This window comes from Enterobacter cloacae complex sp. IR5402, assembly GCF_049238125.1.
GTDB classification, from domain to species: domain Bacteria; phylum Pseudomonadota; class Gammaproteobacteria; order Enterobacterales; family Enterobacteriaceae; genus Enterobacter; species Enterobacter hormaechei_C.
In genome coordinates this window covers 47,940-66,546 of record NZ_JBMKHO010000002.1, presented here as the reverse complement: position 1 = coordinate 66,546, position 18,607 = coordinate 47,940, and the positions used below count along the sequence as shown (strand labels likewise).

The 18,607-nt window shown below is 57.8% G+C and carries 16 protein-coding genes; 4 read left to right on the top strand and 12 right to left on the bottom strand.

Annotated elements, in window-relative coordinates; translation table 11 throughout:
• Positions 1 to 4,953, bottom strand: a complete 4,953-nt coding sequence (locus ACOTXL_RS03620) for an alpha-2-macroglobulin family protein (protein WP_045349781.1) — start codon at positions 4,951 to 4,953, stop codon at positions 1 to 3.
• A 286-nt stretch (positions 4,954 to 5,239) separates the two neighbouring features.
• Here ACOTXL_RS03620 and ACOTXL_RS03615 point away from each other — a divergent pair, with 286 nt between their 5' ends.
• From ACOTXL_RS03615 to ACOTXL_RS03600, 4 genes are all read left to right on the top strand, one after another.
• Positions 5,240 to 6,784: a PTS transporter subunit EIIC gene (locus ACOTXL_RS03615; RefSeq protein ID WP_045349779.1), complete on the top strand. Its 1,545-nt coding sequence runs from the start codon at positions 5,240 to 5,242 to the stop codon at positions 6,782 to 6,784.
• 12 nt (positions 6,785 to 6,796) lie between these two features.
• Positions 6,797 to 8,164 (top strand): 6-phospho-alpha-glucosidase, encoded by a 1,368-nt coding sequence (locus ACOTXL_RS03610; RefSeq protein ID WP_032609851.1) that lies wholly within the window; start codon positions 6,797 to 6,799, stop codon positions 8,162 to 8,164.
• An 89-nt stretch (positions 8,165 to 8,253) separates the two neighbouring features.
• Entirely contained in the window at positions 8,254 to 9,099 is an 846-nt protein-coding gene (gene sseA / locus ACOTXL_RS03605) for a 3-mercaptopyruvate sulfurtransferase (RefSeq protein ID WP_017383536.1), read from the top strand.
• On the top strand, positions 9,099 to 9,869 hold the full coding sequence (locus ACOTXL_RS03600) for a MurR/RpiR family transcriptional regulator (protein WP_045349777.1): 771 nt from the start codon (positions 9,099 to 9,101) through the stop codon (positions 9,867 to 9,869). The genes sseA and ACOTXL_RS03600 overlap by 1 nt, the downstream gene beginning before the upstream one ends.
• 17 nt (positions 9,870 to 9,886) lie before the next feature.
• Here the strand turns inward: ACOTXL_RS03600 and sseB are convergent, their stop codons facing one another.
• The 11 genes from sseB to trmJ all read right to left on the bottom strand — a co-directional run bounded on the left by sseB (position 9,887) and on the right by trmJ (position 18,598).
• The gene (gene sseB, locus ACOTXL_RS03595) at positions 9,887 to 10,663 is read right to left on the bottom strand and encodes an enhanced serine sensitivity protein SseB (RefSeq protein ID WP_045349776.1); all 777 of its coding nucleotides are present in this window, start codon (positions 10,661 to 10,663) and stop codon (positions 9,887 to 9,889) included.
• A gap of 78 nt (positions 10,664 to 10,741) precedes the next feature.
• The gene (pepB, locus tag ACOTXL_RS03590; RefSeq protein WP_003860647.1) at positions 10,742 to 12,028 is read right to left on the bottom strand and encodes an aminopeptidase PepB; all 1,287 of its coding nucleotides are present in this window, start codon (positions 12,026 to 12,028) and stop codon (positions 10,742 to 10,744) included.
• 60 nt (positions 12,029 to 12,088) lie between these two features.
• Positions 12,089 to 12,289 carry a Fe-S cluster assembly protein IscX gene (iscX, locus tag ACOTXL_RS03585; protein ID WP_003860650.1) on the bottom strand — a complete coding sequence of 67 codons (201 nt, stop codon included), beginning with the start codon at positions 12,287 to 12,289 and terminating at the stop codon, positions 12,089 to 12,091.
• Between the two features lies 1 nt (position 12,290).
• The gene (gene fdx / locus ACOTXL_RS03580; RefSeq protein ID WP_003860652.1) at positions 12,291 to 12,626 is read right to left on the bottom strand and encodes an ISC system 2Fe-2S type ferredoxin; all 336 of its coding nucleotides are present in this window, start codon (positions 12,624 to 12,626) and stop codon (positions 12,291 to 12,293) included.
• A gap of 1 nt (position 12,627) precedes the next feature.
• Positions 12,628 to 14,478, bottom strand: a complete 1,851-nt coding sequence (gene hscA / locus ACOTXL_RS03575; RefSeq protein ID WP_003860654.1) for a Fe-S protein assembly chaperone HscA — start codon at positions 14,476 to 14,478, stop codon at positions 12,628 to 12,630.
• A 14-nt stretch (positions 14,479 to 14,492) separates the two neighbouring features.
• On the bottom strand, positions 14,493 to 15,008 hold the full coding sequence (gene hscB / locus ACOTXL_RS03570; RefSeq protein WP_003860657.1) for a co-chaperone HscB: 516 nt from the start codon (positions 15,006 to 15,008) through the stop codon (positions 14,493 to 14,495).
• A 76-nt stretch (positions 15,009 to 15,084) separates the two neighbouring features.
• A complete protein-coding gene (gene iscA, locus ACOTXL_RS03565) occupies positions 15,085 to 15,408 on the bottom strand; it encodes an iron-sulfur cluster assembly protein IscA (protein WP_003860659.1) in 324 nt (107 codons plus the stop codon).
• A gap of 13 nt (positions 15,409 to 15,421) precedes the next feature.
• Positions 15,422 to 15,808 carry a Fe-S cluster assembly scaffold IscU gene (iscU, locus tag ACOTXL_RS03560; RefSeq protein WP_003860661.1) on the bottom strand — a complete coding sequence of 129 codons (387 nt, stop codon included), beginning with the start codon at positions 15,806 to 15,808 and terminating at the stop codon, positions 15,422 to 15,424.
• 24 nt (positions 15,809 to 15,832) lie between these two features.
• A complete protein-coding gene (gene iscS, locus ACOTXL_RS03555; RefSeq protein ID WP_045349775.1) occupies positions 15,833 to 17,047 on the bottom strand; it encodes a cysteine desulfurase in 1,215 nt (404 codons plus the stop codon).
• Between the two features lie 117 nt (positions 17,048 to 17,164).
• Positions 17,165 to 17,656, bottom strand: coding sequence for a Fe-S cluster assembly transcriptional regulator IscR (gene iscR / locus ACOTXL_RS03550; protein WP_003860665.1), 492 nt, complete (start codon positions 17,654 to 17,656; stop codon positions 17,165 to 17,167).
• Between the two features lie 216 nt (positions 17,657 to 17,872).
• Complete coding sequence (trmJ, locus tag ACOTXL_RS03545; RefSeq protein WP_003860666.1) at positions 17,873 to 18,598, bottom strand: tRNA (cytosine(32)/uridine(32)-2'-O)-methyltransferase TrmJ; 726 nt, start codon at positions 18,596 to 18,598, stop codon at positions 17,873 to 17,875.
• Between the last annotated feature and the right edge of the window lie 9 nt (positions 18,599 to 18,607).

Here is an 18,607-nt window from a genome sequence, read left to right as displayed (position 1 = left end):
TTACGGAACAACGATCAGCGGGCCACTGGCCGCCCCCGTTGCCCGCCACTGCGGAACGTACATGGACTCGACCATCGGAACAGGCACCTGGTAGGTTCCCGGCGTAACGGCACGGGCCAGGTAAACCAGCGTGACCGGCTGACCTTCATTGACCGGCACCGCGGCCACAAAGCGATCGTCGCGGAATTCCATGTGCTGAATATCAGACTGTTGCATCTGATTCAGCAGGTTTTGCACTTCACTGCCGCTGTCCTGCAAGCTGGCACTGCTGCTCGCCAGATTCTGGTTTTCCAGCTCCAGACCTGCCGGGAGCAGATCCACCACCAGCGCATCCGGCACGTTCTGGCTGGCCTTCACTTCCAGCCATACCAGAACCAGTTCACCGCTCTTCAGAGAAGAGAGCGACTTGCTGCTGCCGTCTGTCGCCAGGATATGACGTTCAATCTGCAAGACATTAGAGGATGGCTGAGGCGCATACTCCGGATAGCCAGTAGTGTCCAGTCGTACCCACAGCGGCGTAGTGCCGGTATTCGTCATCTTCAACGCACCAATCTGATCGCCGTTCAGGTTTTCTACCTGCGCTTTATCACTGCTCTGGGTCTGTTCAGAGAGAGAGGTCGTTGCCTGCCACGCACCTGACAAGGTTTGCAGTGATCGTCCGGCCAGGAACAGCGCATTGCTCTCCTGGGTAGACAGCCAGCGCTGGCTGAACGCGTCTTCAGATAACGCGTTCAGCAGCCTGTTTTGCGCATCCGGCAGCAGCTTGTACTCTTCCAGCAGGGAGAGCATCAGGGCATTATCACGCAGCTGGCTGCCGTAATCCGCCATCCAGTTTCGGCTGTCGTTACGGGGTGTTTTGAGAGCCAGATCCAGCGCCTGCTGGCTGCGCGGTGCATCCCCCATCAGTTTGAGTGCCATGCCCAGCTGCATCAACGGAAGCCCGGAAGCAGCCTGAGCGTGGCGCTCCCAGATTTCACGCAGCGCACCGAGCGGCGCTTTTTGCTGACGCGCCAGCACCAGCGAAGCATACGCCTGGACAGCAAATTTGCTGGCCTGGGTGTCGTCGCTGTAGCGGATGGACATCATGCCCGGATCCTGTAAATAGCGCAGCAGTCGGCTGTTGGCGTTATTCACCGCCTCGGCAGGCACGCTGTAACCCTGCTCCCCTGCCCGCACCAGGAAGTCCGTGACATAGGCGGTCAGCCAGTACTCTTCCGGGCCGTTTTTATCCCACAAGGCAAAACCGCCATCGTCACGCTGCATTTGCAGCAGACGGGAGATCCCGATATCAATGGCCGCACGGCGTTTATCGTCGGTATCGCCTTTAATGCCCAGTGCCTTCAGCTGTGCCGCGTTGGTGTAGAGGGACGGGAACAGGCCGCTGGTGGTCTGCTCAAGACATCCATACGGATAGGCCTGAAGTTCACGTATGTAGCGCGCCAGGTTCAAAGGTGGTTTACCGCTGAGCAACAGCTGCCCCTGTAGCGTGGCAGGCGAGAAACCGTCGATATGCTGTGCTGGCGCACTCCAGGATTCGCCAGGATTCAGCATCGTGCCCGTATTCACGGTTTGCGCCGGGAATGCGGGACGCACGCCAATTTTCCAGCTCTTCTGCTGCGGCGCAAACGTCTCACCTGGGAGCTGAAGGCCCGTCACCTGAGCAGTCACTTCCCCATCGCCATAGCCCTCCAGGGCACGCACCGGTATAAACAGGGTGCTACGTGCGCCAGGCGGCAGCTTAACCGGCTCTGGCTGAGCACCTTCGAGCGACAACTTACCGGCTGCGGTTAACGTAATGCTCAGCGTTTGCGGCTGGTCAGTCAGGTTAGTCAGGTCCAGCGTCAGGCGGGAGGTATCGCCACTTGCGAGGAACCGCGGCGTGTTAAGCTCGGTGATAATCGGAGCCGCCACAATGATTTCGCTTTCGCTGCTGCCAAAATCGTCTTCCGTCCAGGCCTGCGCCATCAGACGCAGTTCACCGTTGAAATCGCCAATCGGCAGCGTGATGGTGCCTTCGCCGTTGGCATCAAGCGTAACCGGCTGCGCCTGCTGGGCAATAATGGTGACATGGTTCACCGGTGGCTTACCGCCGCGTTTCAGTTCATCGCCGTCTCCGCCAAAGCGCAGTGCGGCCAGACGTCCCTGACCTTCAATCACCTGGCCGTAAACATCATAGATGTCCGCGCCATAGCGCTTCTGACCGAAGAAAGCTTGCCACGGATCCGGCGTGACGTAGTCGGTAATGTTCAGCACGCCGCTATCGACAGCCGAGACCAGCACGTTCACCTTCTGTGGCACAGCCCCCTCTTTTACGCTGGCTTTCACTTTCACAGAAAGCGTCTGGTTCGGACGCATTTTTTGCGGGTTATCCAGTGCGATGTTCAGGCGACGATTTTCGTCCCCCATTGGCAGATGCAGCAGGCCAACCGCCCGTTTTGGCGTGGCGGATTTTGATTTATCGCCAGGACGAACCACCAGCGTGCTGAGATAGAGATCGTGACGTTTCCAGGCCTTGTCGACCGGGATAGCGAGATCCAGACCGTTAGCCGGTACGTCGATCTCTTTCCACCACAGCGGCCCTTCACTGGACTCGATCATCGCATAGCCCTTGCCTGCGGCCGGCGCGGCGATGTGCAGTTGGATGGTATCGCCTGGCTGATAGGATGGCTTATCCAGTTTCAGCGTCACGCGGTCAGGGCGCGCGGCCCCGGTGCCGTCGCTGTTATCCTGCCAGCTGTAGCCTGCCCAGAAGCGCACGCTGCTGACCATGTCATCAGGGGCTTTCACTTCCAGACGGTATGAGCCCCACTCCACCGGGAAGGTGACTTTACCGGTTTCATCGGCCTTGAGGTTTAGCTCCTGCTCGCCCTCAACCAGATCTTTTTGATCAAACTGAGACTGCCAGCCCTCACTCTCGGACCAGTTCCAGAAGTAGTCACGACGCTCGCGAATCAGTCGTACCTGTAATCCGGAAACGGCCTTTTTGGCTCCGCTGGCATCGGCATAGACGATGTCGAAGCTGGCGTTGCCGTTCTCGTCGACGATCGGCTGGTTGACGGTAGTATCGGTGCGGTAGTCGTAAACCGCCTTGCTGGCGAACTGAGGGCGAATACCCGGCAGCTCAGCCGCCGGCCAGATAGCCTGCTCAGCGCGTCGCGTTACCGGACGCCCACCTGATTCCAGCAGGCTGGCCTGCAAAATCAGTTGCAGCGGCGAGTGCGCCTCTTTCCACTGGCTTTCGGTGGTAACCTGTCCGCGCCCCTGTTCGTCCAGCGTAAGCTGCACTTCATCCAGGCTGCGGCTCAGGTTCTCCTCGGCAATATCACCGAACTGGAAGCCAGGCAGCGCAGGCACCGCGTCACGTAGCGGACGCAGGAAAAGCTGGCCTTGCAGAGAATTGCCGTTAGCTGGCGCGCCGTACAGGTAATAGCCCACAACGTTAAAGTCCACATCCTCCTGCGGGGAAACCGGCGTTTTTTGCCCGGTCAGATTCAGCGCCATACGCTCAGGCATAAAATCTTCGACGTGGAAATCCCACATGCGCTGCTGGTTATCCCCCGTATTCGCGCGAATATGCCACATGCCGGTCTGGGCGCCGCTATCAAGCGAATAGTTGAAGCGATAAAGGCCATTCTCAGGTTGCACAACGACCGTACGCGCCACCTGTCCGTCCGGACGCAGCACGTCAAGTTTTACCGGTTGATCGGGAAGCGGTTTGCCATCGCTGTCGCGAAGCAGGCCGTTAAGGATCACCGTTTCACCCGGACGATAGAGATCGCGCGGGCCAAACATAAAGAACTGTTTGCTGTAACCCGGGTTACCGGCGATATCAAACTCCGCCAGATCCAGCGCCGGAAGTTTGAGGTCAAGAAGCGTGGTCTGGCCATCTTTACTGGCAAGGATCAGCGCGGCTTCTTTATCGGTTTCCAGTTTCGCATGACCATCGGCGTCGCTGTTCGCCTCGGCCAGAGTCTGCCCTTTATCGTTCAGAAGGGTAATGGTCACGCCTGACTGCGCCGCACCGTTTTCAAGACTCTGGGTGAAGATGTCCAGGCGGTTATGATAACGGTGAGCGGACAGCCCAATATCACTTAAGGTAAAGAGCGTCGCGGCGTTACTGTAGTTATAGTGACCAGCCTGATTCATCACGGCGATATAGACGCCAGACTGCTGGAGCGGCTTAATATCTTTGAGCGGCAGGAGCAGTTTTTCACGCGTGTTGCGCGCCGGGTTGAGGTCGAAACGGCCGGTGTAGACCAGTTCCGCCATCTTCAGCAGATTGTCAGATTCCCAGTTGGTCAGCGAGTTACGGTACTCCCACTGGCTGACAAACGAGGCCAGCGACTCCGGCTTAACGCGGTAGAAGTTCACGTCCACATTGTTGACGTTGAGCGCCATCACCGGCAACCCTTCCACCACTTTACCCGGCAGCAGCGATCCGCGGCTGGCGAATCCGACCGTCGGTTCAACATCCCGGGTGGTGATCGCTTTTTCATAGTCAATGCCGAATGTCGCTTTGTTCAGCGCCAGCAAATCACGTTCGACGGTGACAACCAGATTACGATTCGGCTCCAGATGGCGCAGGCGCAGCTCTTTCAGATTGGGGGCCAGTTCCCAGGCGCCGTCCACTTTGCCGCTTTTTTTATCCACCACATGTACCGTTTTCGCAAAATCCTGGCTGGGATCCAGCGGTACAGAGAAGGTCAGAACCAGCGTCGCGGCGCCGTCGAGTTGCACTTCCGAGGCATCCAGCAGCGTCAACGCCTTACCCTGACTCTGCGCGGCCAGCTTAGCCAGCTTTTCAGGATCCGGTGTTGCCGGGGTTTTCTTTTCTGATGCAGTAGACGCTGCGGGGGCAGCGGCCTGAGGTTTGTCGTCGCTGTTATCACAGCCGACAAGCGTAAAGGTGGTGAGCAGCGCGAGAGAGATCGCAGCTAAGCGAAACGGTTTCATCCTGTGTCCCTGGCCTGAGGGGCCTGTTGGTCATCGTCCGGATAAGTATTATCCGCAAGTTTCGTTAATACAAAAAGTCCAATTTTATAATCTGGAAAGCACCTCGCAGAATGGCATCACGCAGCCACACCGTGATGGAACGGCGATCACAGCGCATAACGTCACATGTTACCTTTCACGTCATTTGTTTTTAAAACAAGAAGATAGCTGGATAAGTTCGCATCAGGCCTGCTAGTTTTATGTCCATGACGCACCCCGAGTGCGCGGTTCAATAAGAGAGAAAGCCATGAAACGAGCCGTGAACGCCCTACAAAATTTCGGAAAATCACTTTACGGACCTGTACTTATCTTACCCATCGTTGGCCTGTTTATCGCCTTTGGGAATGTGCTGGGTAACGGCAATCTGGCCGAGTACCTGCCGTTTCTCGGCCACCCGCTGATCCAGAGTGTCGGCCAGCTGATCGCCAAGTCTGCCGTGTCGGTGCTGGTCAACCTGGCGCTGGTGTTTGCCGTTGGGATCCCCATTGGACTGGCAACCCGAGACAAAGGCTACGCGGCGCTGATTGGGCTGGTAACTTTTATCGTGTTTATCAATGCCATGAACGTGACGTTACAGCTTCAGGGGGAACTGGCTCCTGCGGAACAGATGAAAGCCGCCGGACAAAGCATGGTGCTGGGCGTCCAGGTGCTGGAAATGGGCGTTTTCGCCGGGATCCTGACCGGGGCGCTCTCCGGTTATCTGTACAACAAATATTCCGGTGTCCAGTTTAACGGCGCGATGGCGATTTACTCCGGCCACTGCTTTGTCGCGATTGTAATGCTGCCTGTCTCTATGCTGCTCGGCGTGATCATGAGCGAACTCTGGCCGTACGCACAGCATGGAATAAGCGCCCTGGCGCTGGCGATCAAAGGGTCCGGTCCGTTTGGCGTGGCGATCTACGGTTTCCTTGAACGCATTCTGGTGCCGACGGGCCTGCATCATCTGGTCTATACGCCGTTCCTGTATACCGAACTGGGCGGTACGCAGGAGGTGTGCGGTACGGCTTACCAGGGCGCGCGCAATATCTACTTCGCCGAGATGGCCTGCCCGGACGTGAAGCAGCTCAGCAGTACCGTGGTGTGGGATGCGCGCGGCATCAGCAAAATGTTTGGCCTGCCTGCCGCGGCGCTGGCGATGTATATGACCGCCAGGCCAGAGCGTAAAGCGGCGGCGAAAGCGATTCTGATCCCGGCGGCGCTGACCTCGCTGCTGGTCGGCGTAACCGAGCCGATTGAGTTCTCCTTCCTGTTTGTCGCCCCGCTGCTGTTCGTGGTGCATGCGGTGCTGACCGGTATCGGCATGATGCTGTTCTCGCTGTTTGGCGTTCACGCCATCGGCGCCAACGGGATTATCGATTTCATCCTCTACAACCTGCCGCTCGGCACGGAGAAGTCCAACTGGCCCATGTACATCGTGGTCGGGCTGATCATGTTCGCTCTTTATTTCGTGGTATTCCGCTTCCTGATCCTGCGCTTCAACATGAAAACGCCGGGGCGTGAAGATGAGGACCAGGAGACACGCCTTTACAGCAAGCAGGAGTACCAGGCGAAGGGCAATAACGACGGGCTGGGCGAATCGATCGTTGTGGGTCTGGGCGGTCGGGAAAATATAGAGGTAGTGGATAACTGCTACACCCGCTTACGCGTCACGGTGAAGGACGTCGCCATCATCGACGAACCGCGCCTGAAAGCGACCGGCGCGAAAGGGATAATCAAACAAGGTAACAACGTTCAGGTGGTCTACGGGCTGCATGTCAAAAAAATGCGAGAAGCCATTGAGACGTTTCTCTGAAAGGAGCTAAAGATGTTTACACCCCCATTCATTCTGTCGATTGCCGGCGGCGGCAGCACCTACACGCCGGGCATTGTGAAAAGCCTGATGGTGCGCCTGCAGGATTTCCCGCTGGCCGAAATTCGCCTGTACGATATCGACGAGGCGCGCCAGAACACCATTGCGCCGGTCGTCGAGAAGGTCATTCGCGACCACAGTCAGTGCATCACATTTACCGTCACCAGTGACCCGGAAGTGGCCTTTAGCGGCGCGCATTTTGTCTTCGCCCAGATGCGCGTCGGCCAGTACAAAATGCGTGAGCAGGATGAAAAAATTCCGCTGCGCCACGGGGTGGTCGGCCAGGAAACCTGCGGCCCCGGCGGGCTGGCCTACGGCCTGCGCACGATCCTGCCGATGGTGGAGCTTATCGATCTGGTCGATCGCTACGCGCACGAGAAAGCCTGGATCGTGAACTACTCCAACCCGGCGGCGATTGTCGCTGAGGGTGTGCGTCGCCTGCGCCCCAACGCACGCGTGCTGAACATCTGCGATATGCCGGTTGCCGCGATGCGCAATATGGGTGCCATTCTGGGCGTGGATCGTCATAAACTGGAGGTGGACTATTTTGGCCTAAACCACTTCGGCTGGTTTACCCGCGTGCTGGTGGACGGCGAAGACAAGCTCCCGGCGCTGCGTAAGCATATCGCGAAGTTTGGCCTGCTGACGGAAGATGCCGCAAAAACCGACCCGCAGCATTCCGATCCGTCATGGGTGAAAACCTGGCGCAACATCAAGCCGATTATGGATAACTTCCCGGAGTACCTGCCGAACCCGTATCTACAGTACTACCTGATGCCAAACCAGATTGTGGAGCATCAAAACCCGGACTATACCCGCGCCAACGAAGTGATGAACGGGCGCGAGAAAAAGCTGTTCGCCGCCGCCGAAGAGTACCAGCGCAGCGGGATCTTACCGGACGCCTTCCACGTAGGTGTTCACGGCGAATTTATCGTCGATGTCGCCTGCTCGCTGGCATTCAACCTGCGCCAACGCCATCTGGTGATGGTGGAAAACCGCGGGGCGATTACCAACCTGCCGTACGATGCGGTGGTGGAAGTGCCTGCCTATATCACTTCCGAAGGGCCGGAGCCTGTCCGCGTGGGTCAGGTGCCGCTGTTCCACCAGACGCTCCTGCAACAGCAGCTGGCCTCTGAACAGCTGCTGGTTGAGGCAACCATCGAAGGCAGCTACGAGAAAGCGTTGCAGGCGTTCACTCTGAACCGCACCGTGCCAACCATGGAGCACGCGAAAGCGATTCTGGATGAGATGATCGAAGCCAACCGCGACTACTGGCCTGCGCTGCAAAAGGCCTGGCAGGACGGTGAAGCGGTGAAAAAATAGGGGCTTGCTCGCGAGTTGAACGTGGTTAGCTTGTCGGTGTCAGAAAAAACACCGACAATCCTTTTTTACGGAAAAGAATGGAGGCAACCATGTCCACCTCATATTTTGTCGCTGCCGACTGGCTGATTGAGCACGGCGACGACCCGGAAGTTCAGATTATCGACGCGCGCATGGCCCCTCCGGGCCAGGAGCATCGTGACGTTCCCGCTGAATACCGGGCAGGGCACCTGCCTGGCGCGGTATTTTTTGATATCGAAGCCCTCTCCGATCACACCTCTCCCCTGCCGCACATGCTGCCTCGCCCGGAAGCGTTTTCCGTGGCGATGCGCGAGCTGGGCATCAGCAAAGATAAACATCTTGTTGTTTACGATGAAGGTAATCTGTTTTCCGCGCCGCGAGCGTGGTGGATGCTGAAAAACTTCGGCGTGGAAAAGGTATCGATTCTGGCGGGCGGACTTGCAGGCTGGAAGCGCGACGAACTACCGCTTCAGCAGGGTGACGTCACGCTGCCGGAAGGGGAATTTGATGCCACGTTTGACGCTAACGTGGTCAAGCGCCTGACCGACGTGCTGGTCGTGAGCCACGAAAACACGGCGCAAATCGTCGATGCGCGTCCCGCTCCACGTTTCAACGCAGAAGCGGACGAGCCGCGACCGGGACTGAAACGCGGACATATCCCGGGGGCGCTGAACGTGCCGTGGGGCGATCTGGTGTTTGAAGGCGAGCTGAAAACCACCGATGAATTGCGTGCCATTTTTGAACGTCAGGGCGTGGATTTGCATCGTCCGGTTATTGCCAGCTGCGGCTCCGGCGTAACGGCCTGCGTGGTGATCCTGGCGCTGGCAACCCTTGGCGCAAATGACGTGACCCTGTACGACGGCGCCTGGAGTGAATGGGGTGCACGGGACGATCTGCCGGTTGAACCGGCGAAATAATGGATAACCGCCTGGCAACGCTGTTAACGCGCGGGTCGTCGCTGACCCGCGCGGAGTATCGCGTCCTCGCCCACCTCACTGAGCATCCATTGCTGGTGGGCAACATCACGGTGCGCGAGCTGGCGCAGGCGACATTTGTCTCTACCGCGACGATTATGCGGCTGTGCCAGAAGCTGGGGTTTAGCGGCTTTAGCGAGTTTATCTGGCACTGCAAGCAGCTGCTTTCTGACACGCCGCATATCACCGTACAGCCTGAGCAACATGCGGAAATGCCCGCGCTTTTTACCCGGTTCGTTGCCAACTATCAGCAGACCTTCCAGTGGGTCACTCAGGACAAACGCCAGCAGTTTGCCAGCCTGCTGCGCCAGAAAGAGAGCTTCTTTCTCTACGGCGCCGGGTTTTCGTACCTTTTTGCCGAGTACCTGACCAAGAAGTTGCAGGTGCTGGGAAAAACGGCCTTCATCTCCGGGCCGGGAGACAGCCGGAATATTTTTCTCAGCAACGCCGCGCGCTATCAGGTGTTTATTGCCGTTTCACGCAGCGGCGAAACGGAGCAGGTACTGGATAAAGCGCGGATCGCCAAAAACGTCGGCATGACGATCGTCGCGTTTACCCGCGCGTCGGCCAATACGCTGGCGGGTATGGCGGACGTGCATTTTGCTCTCTATGACGAAGCGGTACATTTCGCCGCCGAAGCCGCAGGTATGACGTCGTTTGAGTCGAATCTGGTGCTGCTGATGGATTTACTGCTGCTGGAAGCAACGGGGTGAAGATCACCCCGCTGTAATCAGATAATGCGGTTGGTCTTGAGATCGCGCAGGAAGCCACCCCAGCGACGCTCGTAGAACGGGGTGATGTGCTCGGTAATAAAGTGGCTGATCCCCTTCTCACCTTTCTTCACCTGACAGATATCAATCGGCTCATCGCCCGGCAGGGTGTCGGTTGCCACGCTTCCCGCCGCCTGGATGATCTCGTCAACATCGCCGTCGGCCTCAATCCCTATTAGCAGAACAGGCTTTTCGTCAGCGCTCTCTTTGATGGAGCAGAGAAACGCGCGTTTTACCGGCTTGATGGTTTTAAACAGCGTGGTAAGGGAGTCAATCATCTGCGCGGGCGGCTCGGCCACTTCAGACAGCAGCAGCGTTTCGCCCCCTTCCAGCACCTCCTGAGTGCTGAGCGGGTTGCCCTCGTCACCAATCAGGTGGCTGATTTCGCGCGGAGTAAACTCTTTCCCGGTCGGCAGTTTGGCGTTGAGGAACAGCGTCTGCCCCAGGGTCATTTCGAACAACGTGCGCACCGGCATCACCACGAACGCCTGTTCGTCTTCTACCGCTTCCTGCAAGGCCTCGAGCGAAGTAAAGAACGGGATCACCGACGTGCCGTCGTCTTTCTCCCAGTGCAGCAGATCCAGCGCGCTGTCTTCGACAACCTGCTCCCCTTCCGCTGCGGTGCCCGGCACCCAGACGGTGGATTCCAGCAGCGTGCGGAAAAAGGCCGGACGGTGGGCGGGCTCGGTCGCCGCCTGCTCCAACAGGGTTTCTAATTCGTTTTTGGTTTCTGACATAACAATTCCAGATGTCGAATTTCCCCCTCACCCCTGCCCTCTCCCATGGGGAGAGGGTTAGGGTGAGGGCAAAGAGCATTACTCAGCCGTCAGCAGGTTCGCTACGGTACGCACGCCCAGACCGGTCGCACCCGCAGACCACTGCTCAACCGCCGCTTTACGGTAGGTTGCGGAGCAGTCAATGTGCAGCCAGCCTTCATGGTAGTTCTCAACGAAGTGAGACAGGAAGCCTGCTGCGGTGCTTGCCCCCGCCGGGTACGCTGCGCTCGCGGTGTTGTTCAGCTCGGCGAAGTTAGACGGCAGCTGGCTGCGGTGGAACTCGGCCAGCGGCAGACGCCAGAACGGTTCGTTTTCCGCCGCCGCGCTGGCCAGCAGGCGAGCGGCCAGCTTGTCGTCGAAGCTGAACAGGGCGTGATAGTCATTACCCAGGGCAGTTTTCGCCGCGCCGGTCAGGGTCGCCATGTCGATAATCAGCTCCGGCTTCTGCGCAGAGGCGTCGATCAGGCCATCGGCCAGCACCAGACGGCCTTCGGCGTCGGTGTTCATCACCTCAACGTTTTTACCGTTGCGGTAGCGAATGATGTCGCCCAGCTTGAAGGCGTTGCCGCTCACCATGTTGTCCGCGCAGCACAGGTAGAGCTTCACGCGCTTGTTCAGGCCACGGGTGATGGCGAAGGCCAGCGCGCCGGTAATGGTCGCCGCGCCGCCCATGTCGGACTTCATGGAGTCCATGAATGCGCTCTGCTTCAGGCTGTAGCCGCCGGTGTCGAAGGTGATGCCTTTCCCGACCAGACAGGCAAAGACCGGGGCTTCTTTGTCGCCGGTTGGGTTGTAATCCAGCGCCAGCAGGACCGGAGGACGCTCTGAGCCACGGCCCACGGTGTGGATACCCATGTAGTTCTGCTCGCGCAGGTCTTCCCCTTTAGTGATGCGGTAGGACATCTTTTCGCCCGCCACACCGCACAGCAGGTCAACGGCGCGCTGCGCCAGCTGTTCCGGCCCCAGCTCTTCCGCCGGTGCGTTAATGGTGTCGCGCACCCAGTCGATAATGTTCAGGCGGCTTTCCAGCTCTTTCTGACCGGCTTCGTCGAGGTTCGCCCACTCAATTTTACGGGTGCCTTTCGGCCCTTTGTAGCCTGCCCAGAACGCCCAGCTGCGGTCGGTGTCCCAACCTTCCCCTTCCAGCGACACATGCTTAATGCCAAGGCCGTCAATCTTACGCGCGGCGCGCTGGATCAGGCCCAAATCATCGTTGCCCGTCAGGTGCAGGGTAATGCCGTCGTTATTAATGCTGTAGGTGGCTTTCTCGCCCCAGCGCGCGTCGGCAGGCTGATTCGAGAGCGTAATCTTCATCGCTTCGGTCATTTTATTTATCCTTATTAGCAACTAGCAAACGGGCCGCCTGAAGGCAGCCCGTTTTGTTATTTATTCTGCTTCATCTAACCAGACTAACAGAATCGCCTCCAGAATTTTTTCATTGGATGCGTTAGGATCGTCGTCGAAATCCTCTAAATCGCAGATCCACTGGTGCATGTCGGTGAATCGTACGGTCTTCGGATCGAGATCCGGGTTCGCGTCGTAGAGCGCTTCGCCGATTTCACGGCTGTCTGTCCACTTCAGTCCCATATTAGTGCTCGCGTGCGTGGTTGATGGTGTAGCGTGGGAACTCCACGACCAGATCTTCATCGGTCACCGCGGCCTGGCAGCTTAAGCGGCTGTCTGGCTCCAGACCCCATGCTTTATCCAGCATGTCGTCTTCGTCTTCGGTGCTCTCGGCGAGAGAGTCGAAACCTTCACGCACGATGCAGTGGCAGGTGGTGCAGGCACAGGATTTTTCACAGGCGTGTTCCACTTCGATACCTGCACGCAGGGCTACATCGAGAATGGTTTCACCGGTCTTCGCTTCCAGAACAGCGCCATCCGGACAGAGGTCCGCATGAGGCAAAATTACAATCTTTGGCATATTAAACCTCGTCCACGGACTGGCCTTTCAGCGCGACGCGGACAGATTTGTCCATGCGGCGAGCAGCGAAGTCCTGGGTTTGTTTATCAACGTTTTTAATGGCTTCTTCTATCGCGTCAGCGTCATTGCCTTCGGCCACGGCGCTTAAGCGCGCGGCAGCGTCGTCAATCACCTGGCGCTCAGCGGCGCTTAACAGCGCGGCATCGGCAGCGAGCGCCCCGTTCAGGCTTTCCAGCACGCGTGCGGCTTCAACTTTTTGTTCCGCCAGCATACGCGCCTTCACATCCTGCTCGGCGTAGCTCATTGAGTCCTGAATCATGGAGGCGATTTCGCCATCGGTCAGGCCGTAGGACGGCTTAACCTGAATAGACGACTCGATACCGGTCGATTTTTCCATCGCCGTGACGCTCAGCAGGCCGTCCGCATCCACCTGGAAGGTGACGCGAATATGCGCCCCGCCCGCAGGCAGCGCTGGAATTCCGCGCAGCGCAAAGCGCGCGAGAGAGCGGCAGTCCTGCACCAGCTCACGCTCGCCCTGCATCACGTGGATTGACATCGCGGTCTGGCCGTCTTTGAAGGTGGTGAACTCCTGCGCGCGCGCCACCGGAATGGTGGTGTTACGCGGAATGACTTTCTCCACCAGGCCGCCCATGGTTTCTAAACCCAGAGACAGCGGGATGACGTCCAGCAGCAGCATTTCGCTGTCCGGCTTGTTGCCGACCAGGATATCGGCCTGGATAGCGGCGCCGACGGCAACCACTTTGTCCGGATCGATAGAGGTCAACGGCGTGCGGCCAAAGAATTCCCCCACGCGCTCGCGTACCAGCGGCACGCGGGTTGAGCCGCCAACCATGACCACTTCCAGCACCTCGTTAGCCTCAACGCCTGCATCCTTCAATGCGCGACGGCAGGCCAGCAGGGTACGCTTAACCAGAGGCGCAATCAGTTCGCTGAACCGATCGCGGGTAATCTCACCCTGCCAGCCTGCGACGTTCACGCTGACGGACTGTGCATCGCTCAGGGCGATTTTGGCGTCGATGGCCGCATCCAGCAGTTCACGCTGCACGTGCGCATCGCTGCGATCGCTGATGCCCGCCTGCTCGCGGATGTAATCTGCCAGCAGATGGTCGAAGTCATCGCCGCCGAGCGCGGAATCTCCGCCGGTCGCCAGCACTTCGAACACGCCGCGACTCAGGCGCAGGATAGAAATATCAAAGGTGCCGCCGCCCAGATCGTAGACCGCGATCACCCCTTCCTGACCGGAGTCGAGGCCGTAGGCAATCGCCGCCGCCGTCGGTTCGTTCAGCAGACGCAGCACGTGCAGGCCCGCCAGACGCGCGGCGTCTTTGGTGCCCTGACGCTGTGCATCGTCGAAATAGGCCGGAACGGTGATCACCACGCCGTCCAGATCGCCGCCGAGCGTCGCCGTGGCGCGTGCCGCCAGCGCTTTAAGGATGTCAGCAGAAACGCGAATCGGGTTCAGCAAACCGGCTGACGTCGCGATCATCGGCAGGCCGTTTTCGCTGGCCTGTAGCTGATACGGCAGATGCGGGTAACGGGTCTGGATATCAGCCAGCGAGCGGCCCATCATGCGCTTAACCGAGCTGATGGTATTGGCCGGATCGCGCGCGGCGTTAGCGCGGGCATCAACCCCGACCGCGTGACCCTGCTGTTGGTAGTGGACTACAGAAGGCAGCAGATGGCGCCCCTGCTCGTCAGCCAGCGTTTCCGCCTGGCCGCTGCGCACGGTCGCCACGAGGGAATTGGTGGTGCCCAGGTCAATACCGACCGCCAGACGACGCTGGTGCGGTGCGGCACTTAAGCCAGGCTCACTAATTTGTAATAAGGCCATAATTGCTTCCGAAATTAAAAATCGAGCAGCTTTTCTTCGAGTTGTTCAGCACTGCTTCGCAGTTTATCGAGAAAACGGAGTTTGCGCACAGTGTCTGCCGCCACGTCCCAGGTCTCGTTGTTCAGTTGCTCCACCATCTGCTGATGGCGGGTATCGAACATACCCTTTACGCGCGTGATAAAGCTTTCCAGGCGCGCTTCGTCTTTAGCCTGTTCAATTTCATCCAGCTCTTCGCGCAGCTCCAGTTGTTCCATCAGAAAGGCGGTGTCGCGCACGGTATGCTGTTCGCTCGCCAGATCGAAACCGTGAAGCGAGAGCAGATATTCTGCACGCGCCAGCGGATGACGCAGCGTTTGCCAGGCCTGGTTGATGGTGGCGGAGTGTGATACCGCAGCCAGTTGCTCTGCCTGCGTCCCGCTGGCGAATTTATCCGGATGGTACTGACGCTGGAGATCCTGAAAACGGACCGTCAGCGCCTGGAGATCGATCGGGTATTGAGCGGGTAGTCCGAAGAGAGTGAAGTAATCCATAACAATCTCAGGGGTAGCCTGTTAGAACAAACCCCACGCGTAGCAAAGCCACGGTGGGGTTTCGGATGACGCGCGGTTAAACGTGGAAGCTTTCGCCGCAACCACACTCGTCTTTGACGTTCGGGTTCGTGAATTTGAACCCTTCGTTCAGGCCTTCTTTTACGAAGTCCAGCTGAGTGCCGTTGAGGAATTGCAGGCTTTTGCCATCGACCACCACCTTCACGCCCTTGTCTTCAAACACGGTGTCATCAGACGCCGGTTCGTCAACAAACTCCAGTACGTAAGCCATACCAGAACAGCCGGAGGTACGTACGCCCAGTCGCAGGCCAAAGCCTTTACCACGGTTCGCCAGAAAAGAGCTTACTCGCGCGGCAGCGCTGTCGCTAAGGGTAATCGACATACTCAAACCTCAATTATTTTGCTTCACGTTTGCTTTTGTAATCCGCAATGGCGGCTTTGATCGCGTCTTCTGCCAGAATTGAGCAGTGAATTTTCACCGGCGGCAGTTCGAGTTCTTCAGCAATATCCGTGTTCTTGATTGCCTGTGCTTCGTCCAGAGACTTGCCCTTCACCCATTCGGTGACCAGGGAGCTGGACGCGATAGCAGAACCGCAGCCGTAGGTCTTGAAGCGCGCGTCTTCAATGATACCTTCATTGTTGACTTTGATCTGCAACTTCATCACGTCGCCACATGCTGGTGCACCGACCATGCCGCTACCAACAGATTCGTCGCTGTTGTCAAAAGAGCCAACGTTGCGCGGGTTTTCGTAATGATCGATGACTTTTTCGCTGTATGCCATGATTGAATTCTCCTTATGTACCGATTAGTGATGTGACCATTCAATGCTGTTCAGATCCACGCCCTGCTTGAACATTTCCCACAGTGGAGAAAGGTCGCGCAGACGGCCGATGGAGTTACGAACCAGCTTGATGGTGTAGTCAATCTCTTCTTCGGTAGTAAAACGACCTAAAGAGAAACGGATAGAGCTGTGTGCCAGCTCGTCAGTCATACCCAGCGCGCGCAGCACGTAGGATGGCTCCAGGCTTGCAGAGGTACAGGCAGAGCCGGAAGAAACGGCCAGGTCTTTCAGCGCCATGATCAGCGACTCGCCTTCAACATAGTTGAAGCTGACGTTGAGGATGTTCGGCGCGCCCTGCTCGAGATCGCCGTTCAGATACACTTCTTCCATATCTTTCACGCCGTCCCACAGACGGTTACGCAGCGTGCGCAGGCGTGCCATCTCGGTTTCCATCTCTTCTTTTGCAATGCGGTAGGCTTCGCCCATGCCCACGATCTGGTGAACAGGCAGCGTACCGGAACGCATGCCGCGCTCGTGACCGCCGCCGTGCATCTGTGCTTCGATGCGGATACGTGGCTTACGACGAACGTACAGCGCGCCGATACCTTTCGGACCATAGATTTTGTGACCGGAGAAGGACATCAGGTCCACTTTCAGCTGGCTCAGGTCGATAGGCAGTTTGCCCACGCTCTGGGTCGCGTCCACGTGGTAGATGATACCGCGCACGCGGCACATTTCGCCGATGGTCGCGATGTCTTGTACCACGCCGATTTCGTTGTTGACGTGCATGATGGAGACCAGAATGGTGTCATCACGCATCGCCGCTTCGAGCTCTTTCAGATCGATAATGCCGTTGCTCTGTGGCGCCAGATAGGTGACTTCGAACCCTTCACGCTCCAGCTGACGGCAGGTGTCCAGCACGGCTTTGTGTTCGGTTTTGCTGGTGATGATGTGCTTGCCTTTTTTCTGATAAAAGTTGGCTGCACCCTTAATCGCCAGGTTGTCGGATTCGGTCGCACCGGAGGTGAAAACAATTTCACGCGGGTCGGCACCGACCAGGTCAGCAATCTGATTACGGGCGATATCAACCGCCTCTTCAGCATGCCAGCCAAAACGGTGTGAACGGGAAGCTGGGTTACCAAAGTTTCCGTCCAGGGTCAGACACTGCATCATTTTCTCGGCAACACGCGGGTCCACCGGCGTGGTTGCGGAGTAATCGAGATAAATCGGTAATTTCATTGCTCTATAAACTCCGTACATCGCTTCAATGCAAGGAATCAGGCAACCGGCTGGATGTACGACCGAGTACGCGGGGTGTGACCACCCCGGCCTGATTCTGAATACTTATCTTTTTAATTACGCGCGCAGTTTAACGTCGATGGCGTCCTGCGTGCGGGTGCTGCGCTGTGAATCCTGACTATGCTGACGACCAGAGACATCCAGAACTTCCTGGTTATTCACCAGCTCACCGAGGGTGATGTTGTTCAGGAAGCCGGTCAGACGGTCGCTCAGATCGCGCCACAGCGCGTGGGTCAGGCATTTATCGCCGCCCTGACAGCCGCCTTTACCCTGGCAACGGGTCGCGTCAACGGATTCGTCAACCGCGCTAATCACTTCACCAACCGCAATACTGCCCGCGTCTTTACCCAGCAGATAACCGCCGCCCGGGCCACGAACGCTGGACACCAGTCCATTTTTACGCAGTCTGGAGAACAGCTGTTCCAGGTAAGAGAGGGAGATCCCTTGTCGTTCAGAAATATCAGCCAACGGAACCGGGCCCGCTTCGGAGTTGAGCGCAACGTCCAGCATCGCGGTCACGGCATAACGCCCTTTAGATGTCAGTCTCATGTCTTACTTAACCTCAAACTCGCCCCTGCCCGGGGTTTTTTATTGTAAAATGGGGGTATTGCATAGCAGGGCCAAGTCTGACATTCCTGACTAAATTGGTCAACTATTTACTTGACTGTTTTAGTCAGGTATTTAACCTTCTGTGCCTTCATAATATAGGTGCGGCCTGATGCCCTCACCCCAGCCCTCTCCCACGGGGAGAGGGGGAAATCGACACTACGCTTTGTTCTTCTGCTCAATCGACGCCAGAATCCCGCGCAGAATGTTCAGCTCCTGGCTTTCCGGGCGGGCGCGGGTGAACATACGGCGCAGCTTGTTCATCACCTGACCCGGGTGGCCTTCACGGATAAAGCCGGTTGAGAGCAGCGTCTGCTCCAGATGACCGTAGAAGCGCTCCAGATCGTCCACCAGCGGGTAGGCCGTCTCTTCTTTAGGTTCGACCGGTTTCTCCTGCGTCGCCAGCCATGCCATGCGCACTTCGTAGGCAATGACCTGCACCGCCATCGCCAGGTTCAGCGAGCTGTATTCCGGATTGGCGGCAATCGCTACGTGGTAGTGACACTTCTGTAGTTCCTCGTTGGTCAGGCCAACGCGTTCACGACCAAACACCAGCGCAACCGGCGCCTGTTCCGCTTCTGAGATACTTTTCAGGCCGCATTCGCGCGGGTCCAGCATCGGCCAGGGCAGCGTACGGGAGCGCGCGCTGGTCCCCACCACCAGACTGCAACCGGCCAGGGCTTCGTCCAGGGTGTCCACGATCTGCGCATTCCCGATCACGTCGCTGGCGCCGGCCGCCAGAGCAATAGCCTGAGAGTCGGGTTTCACCAGCGGATTAACCAGCCACAGGTTCGTTAAGCCCATGGTTTTCATAGCGCGGGCCACAGAGCCCATGTTGCCGGTGTGCGATGTTTCGACCAGCACGATTCGAATGTTTTGCAGCATAATTTTTAG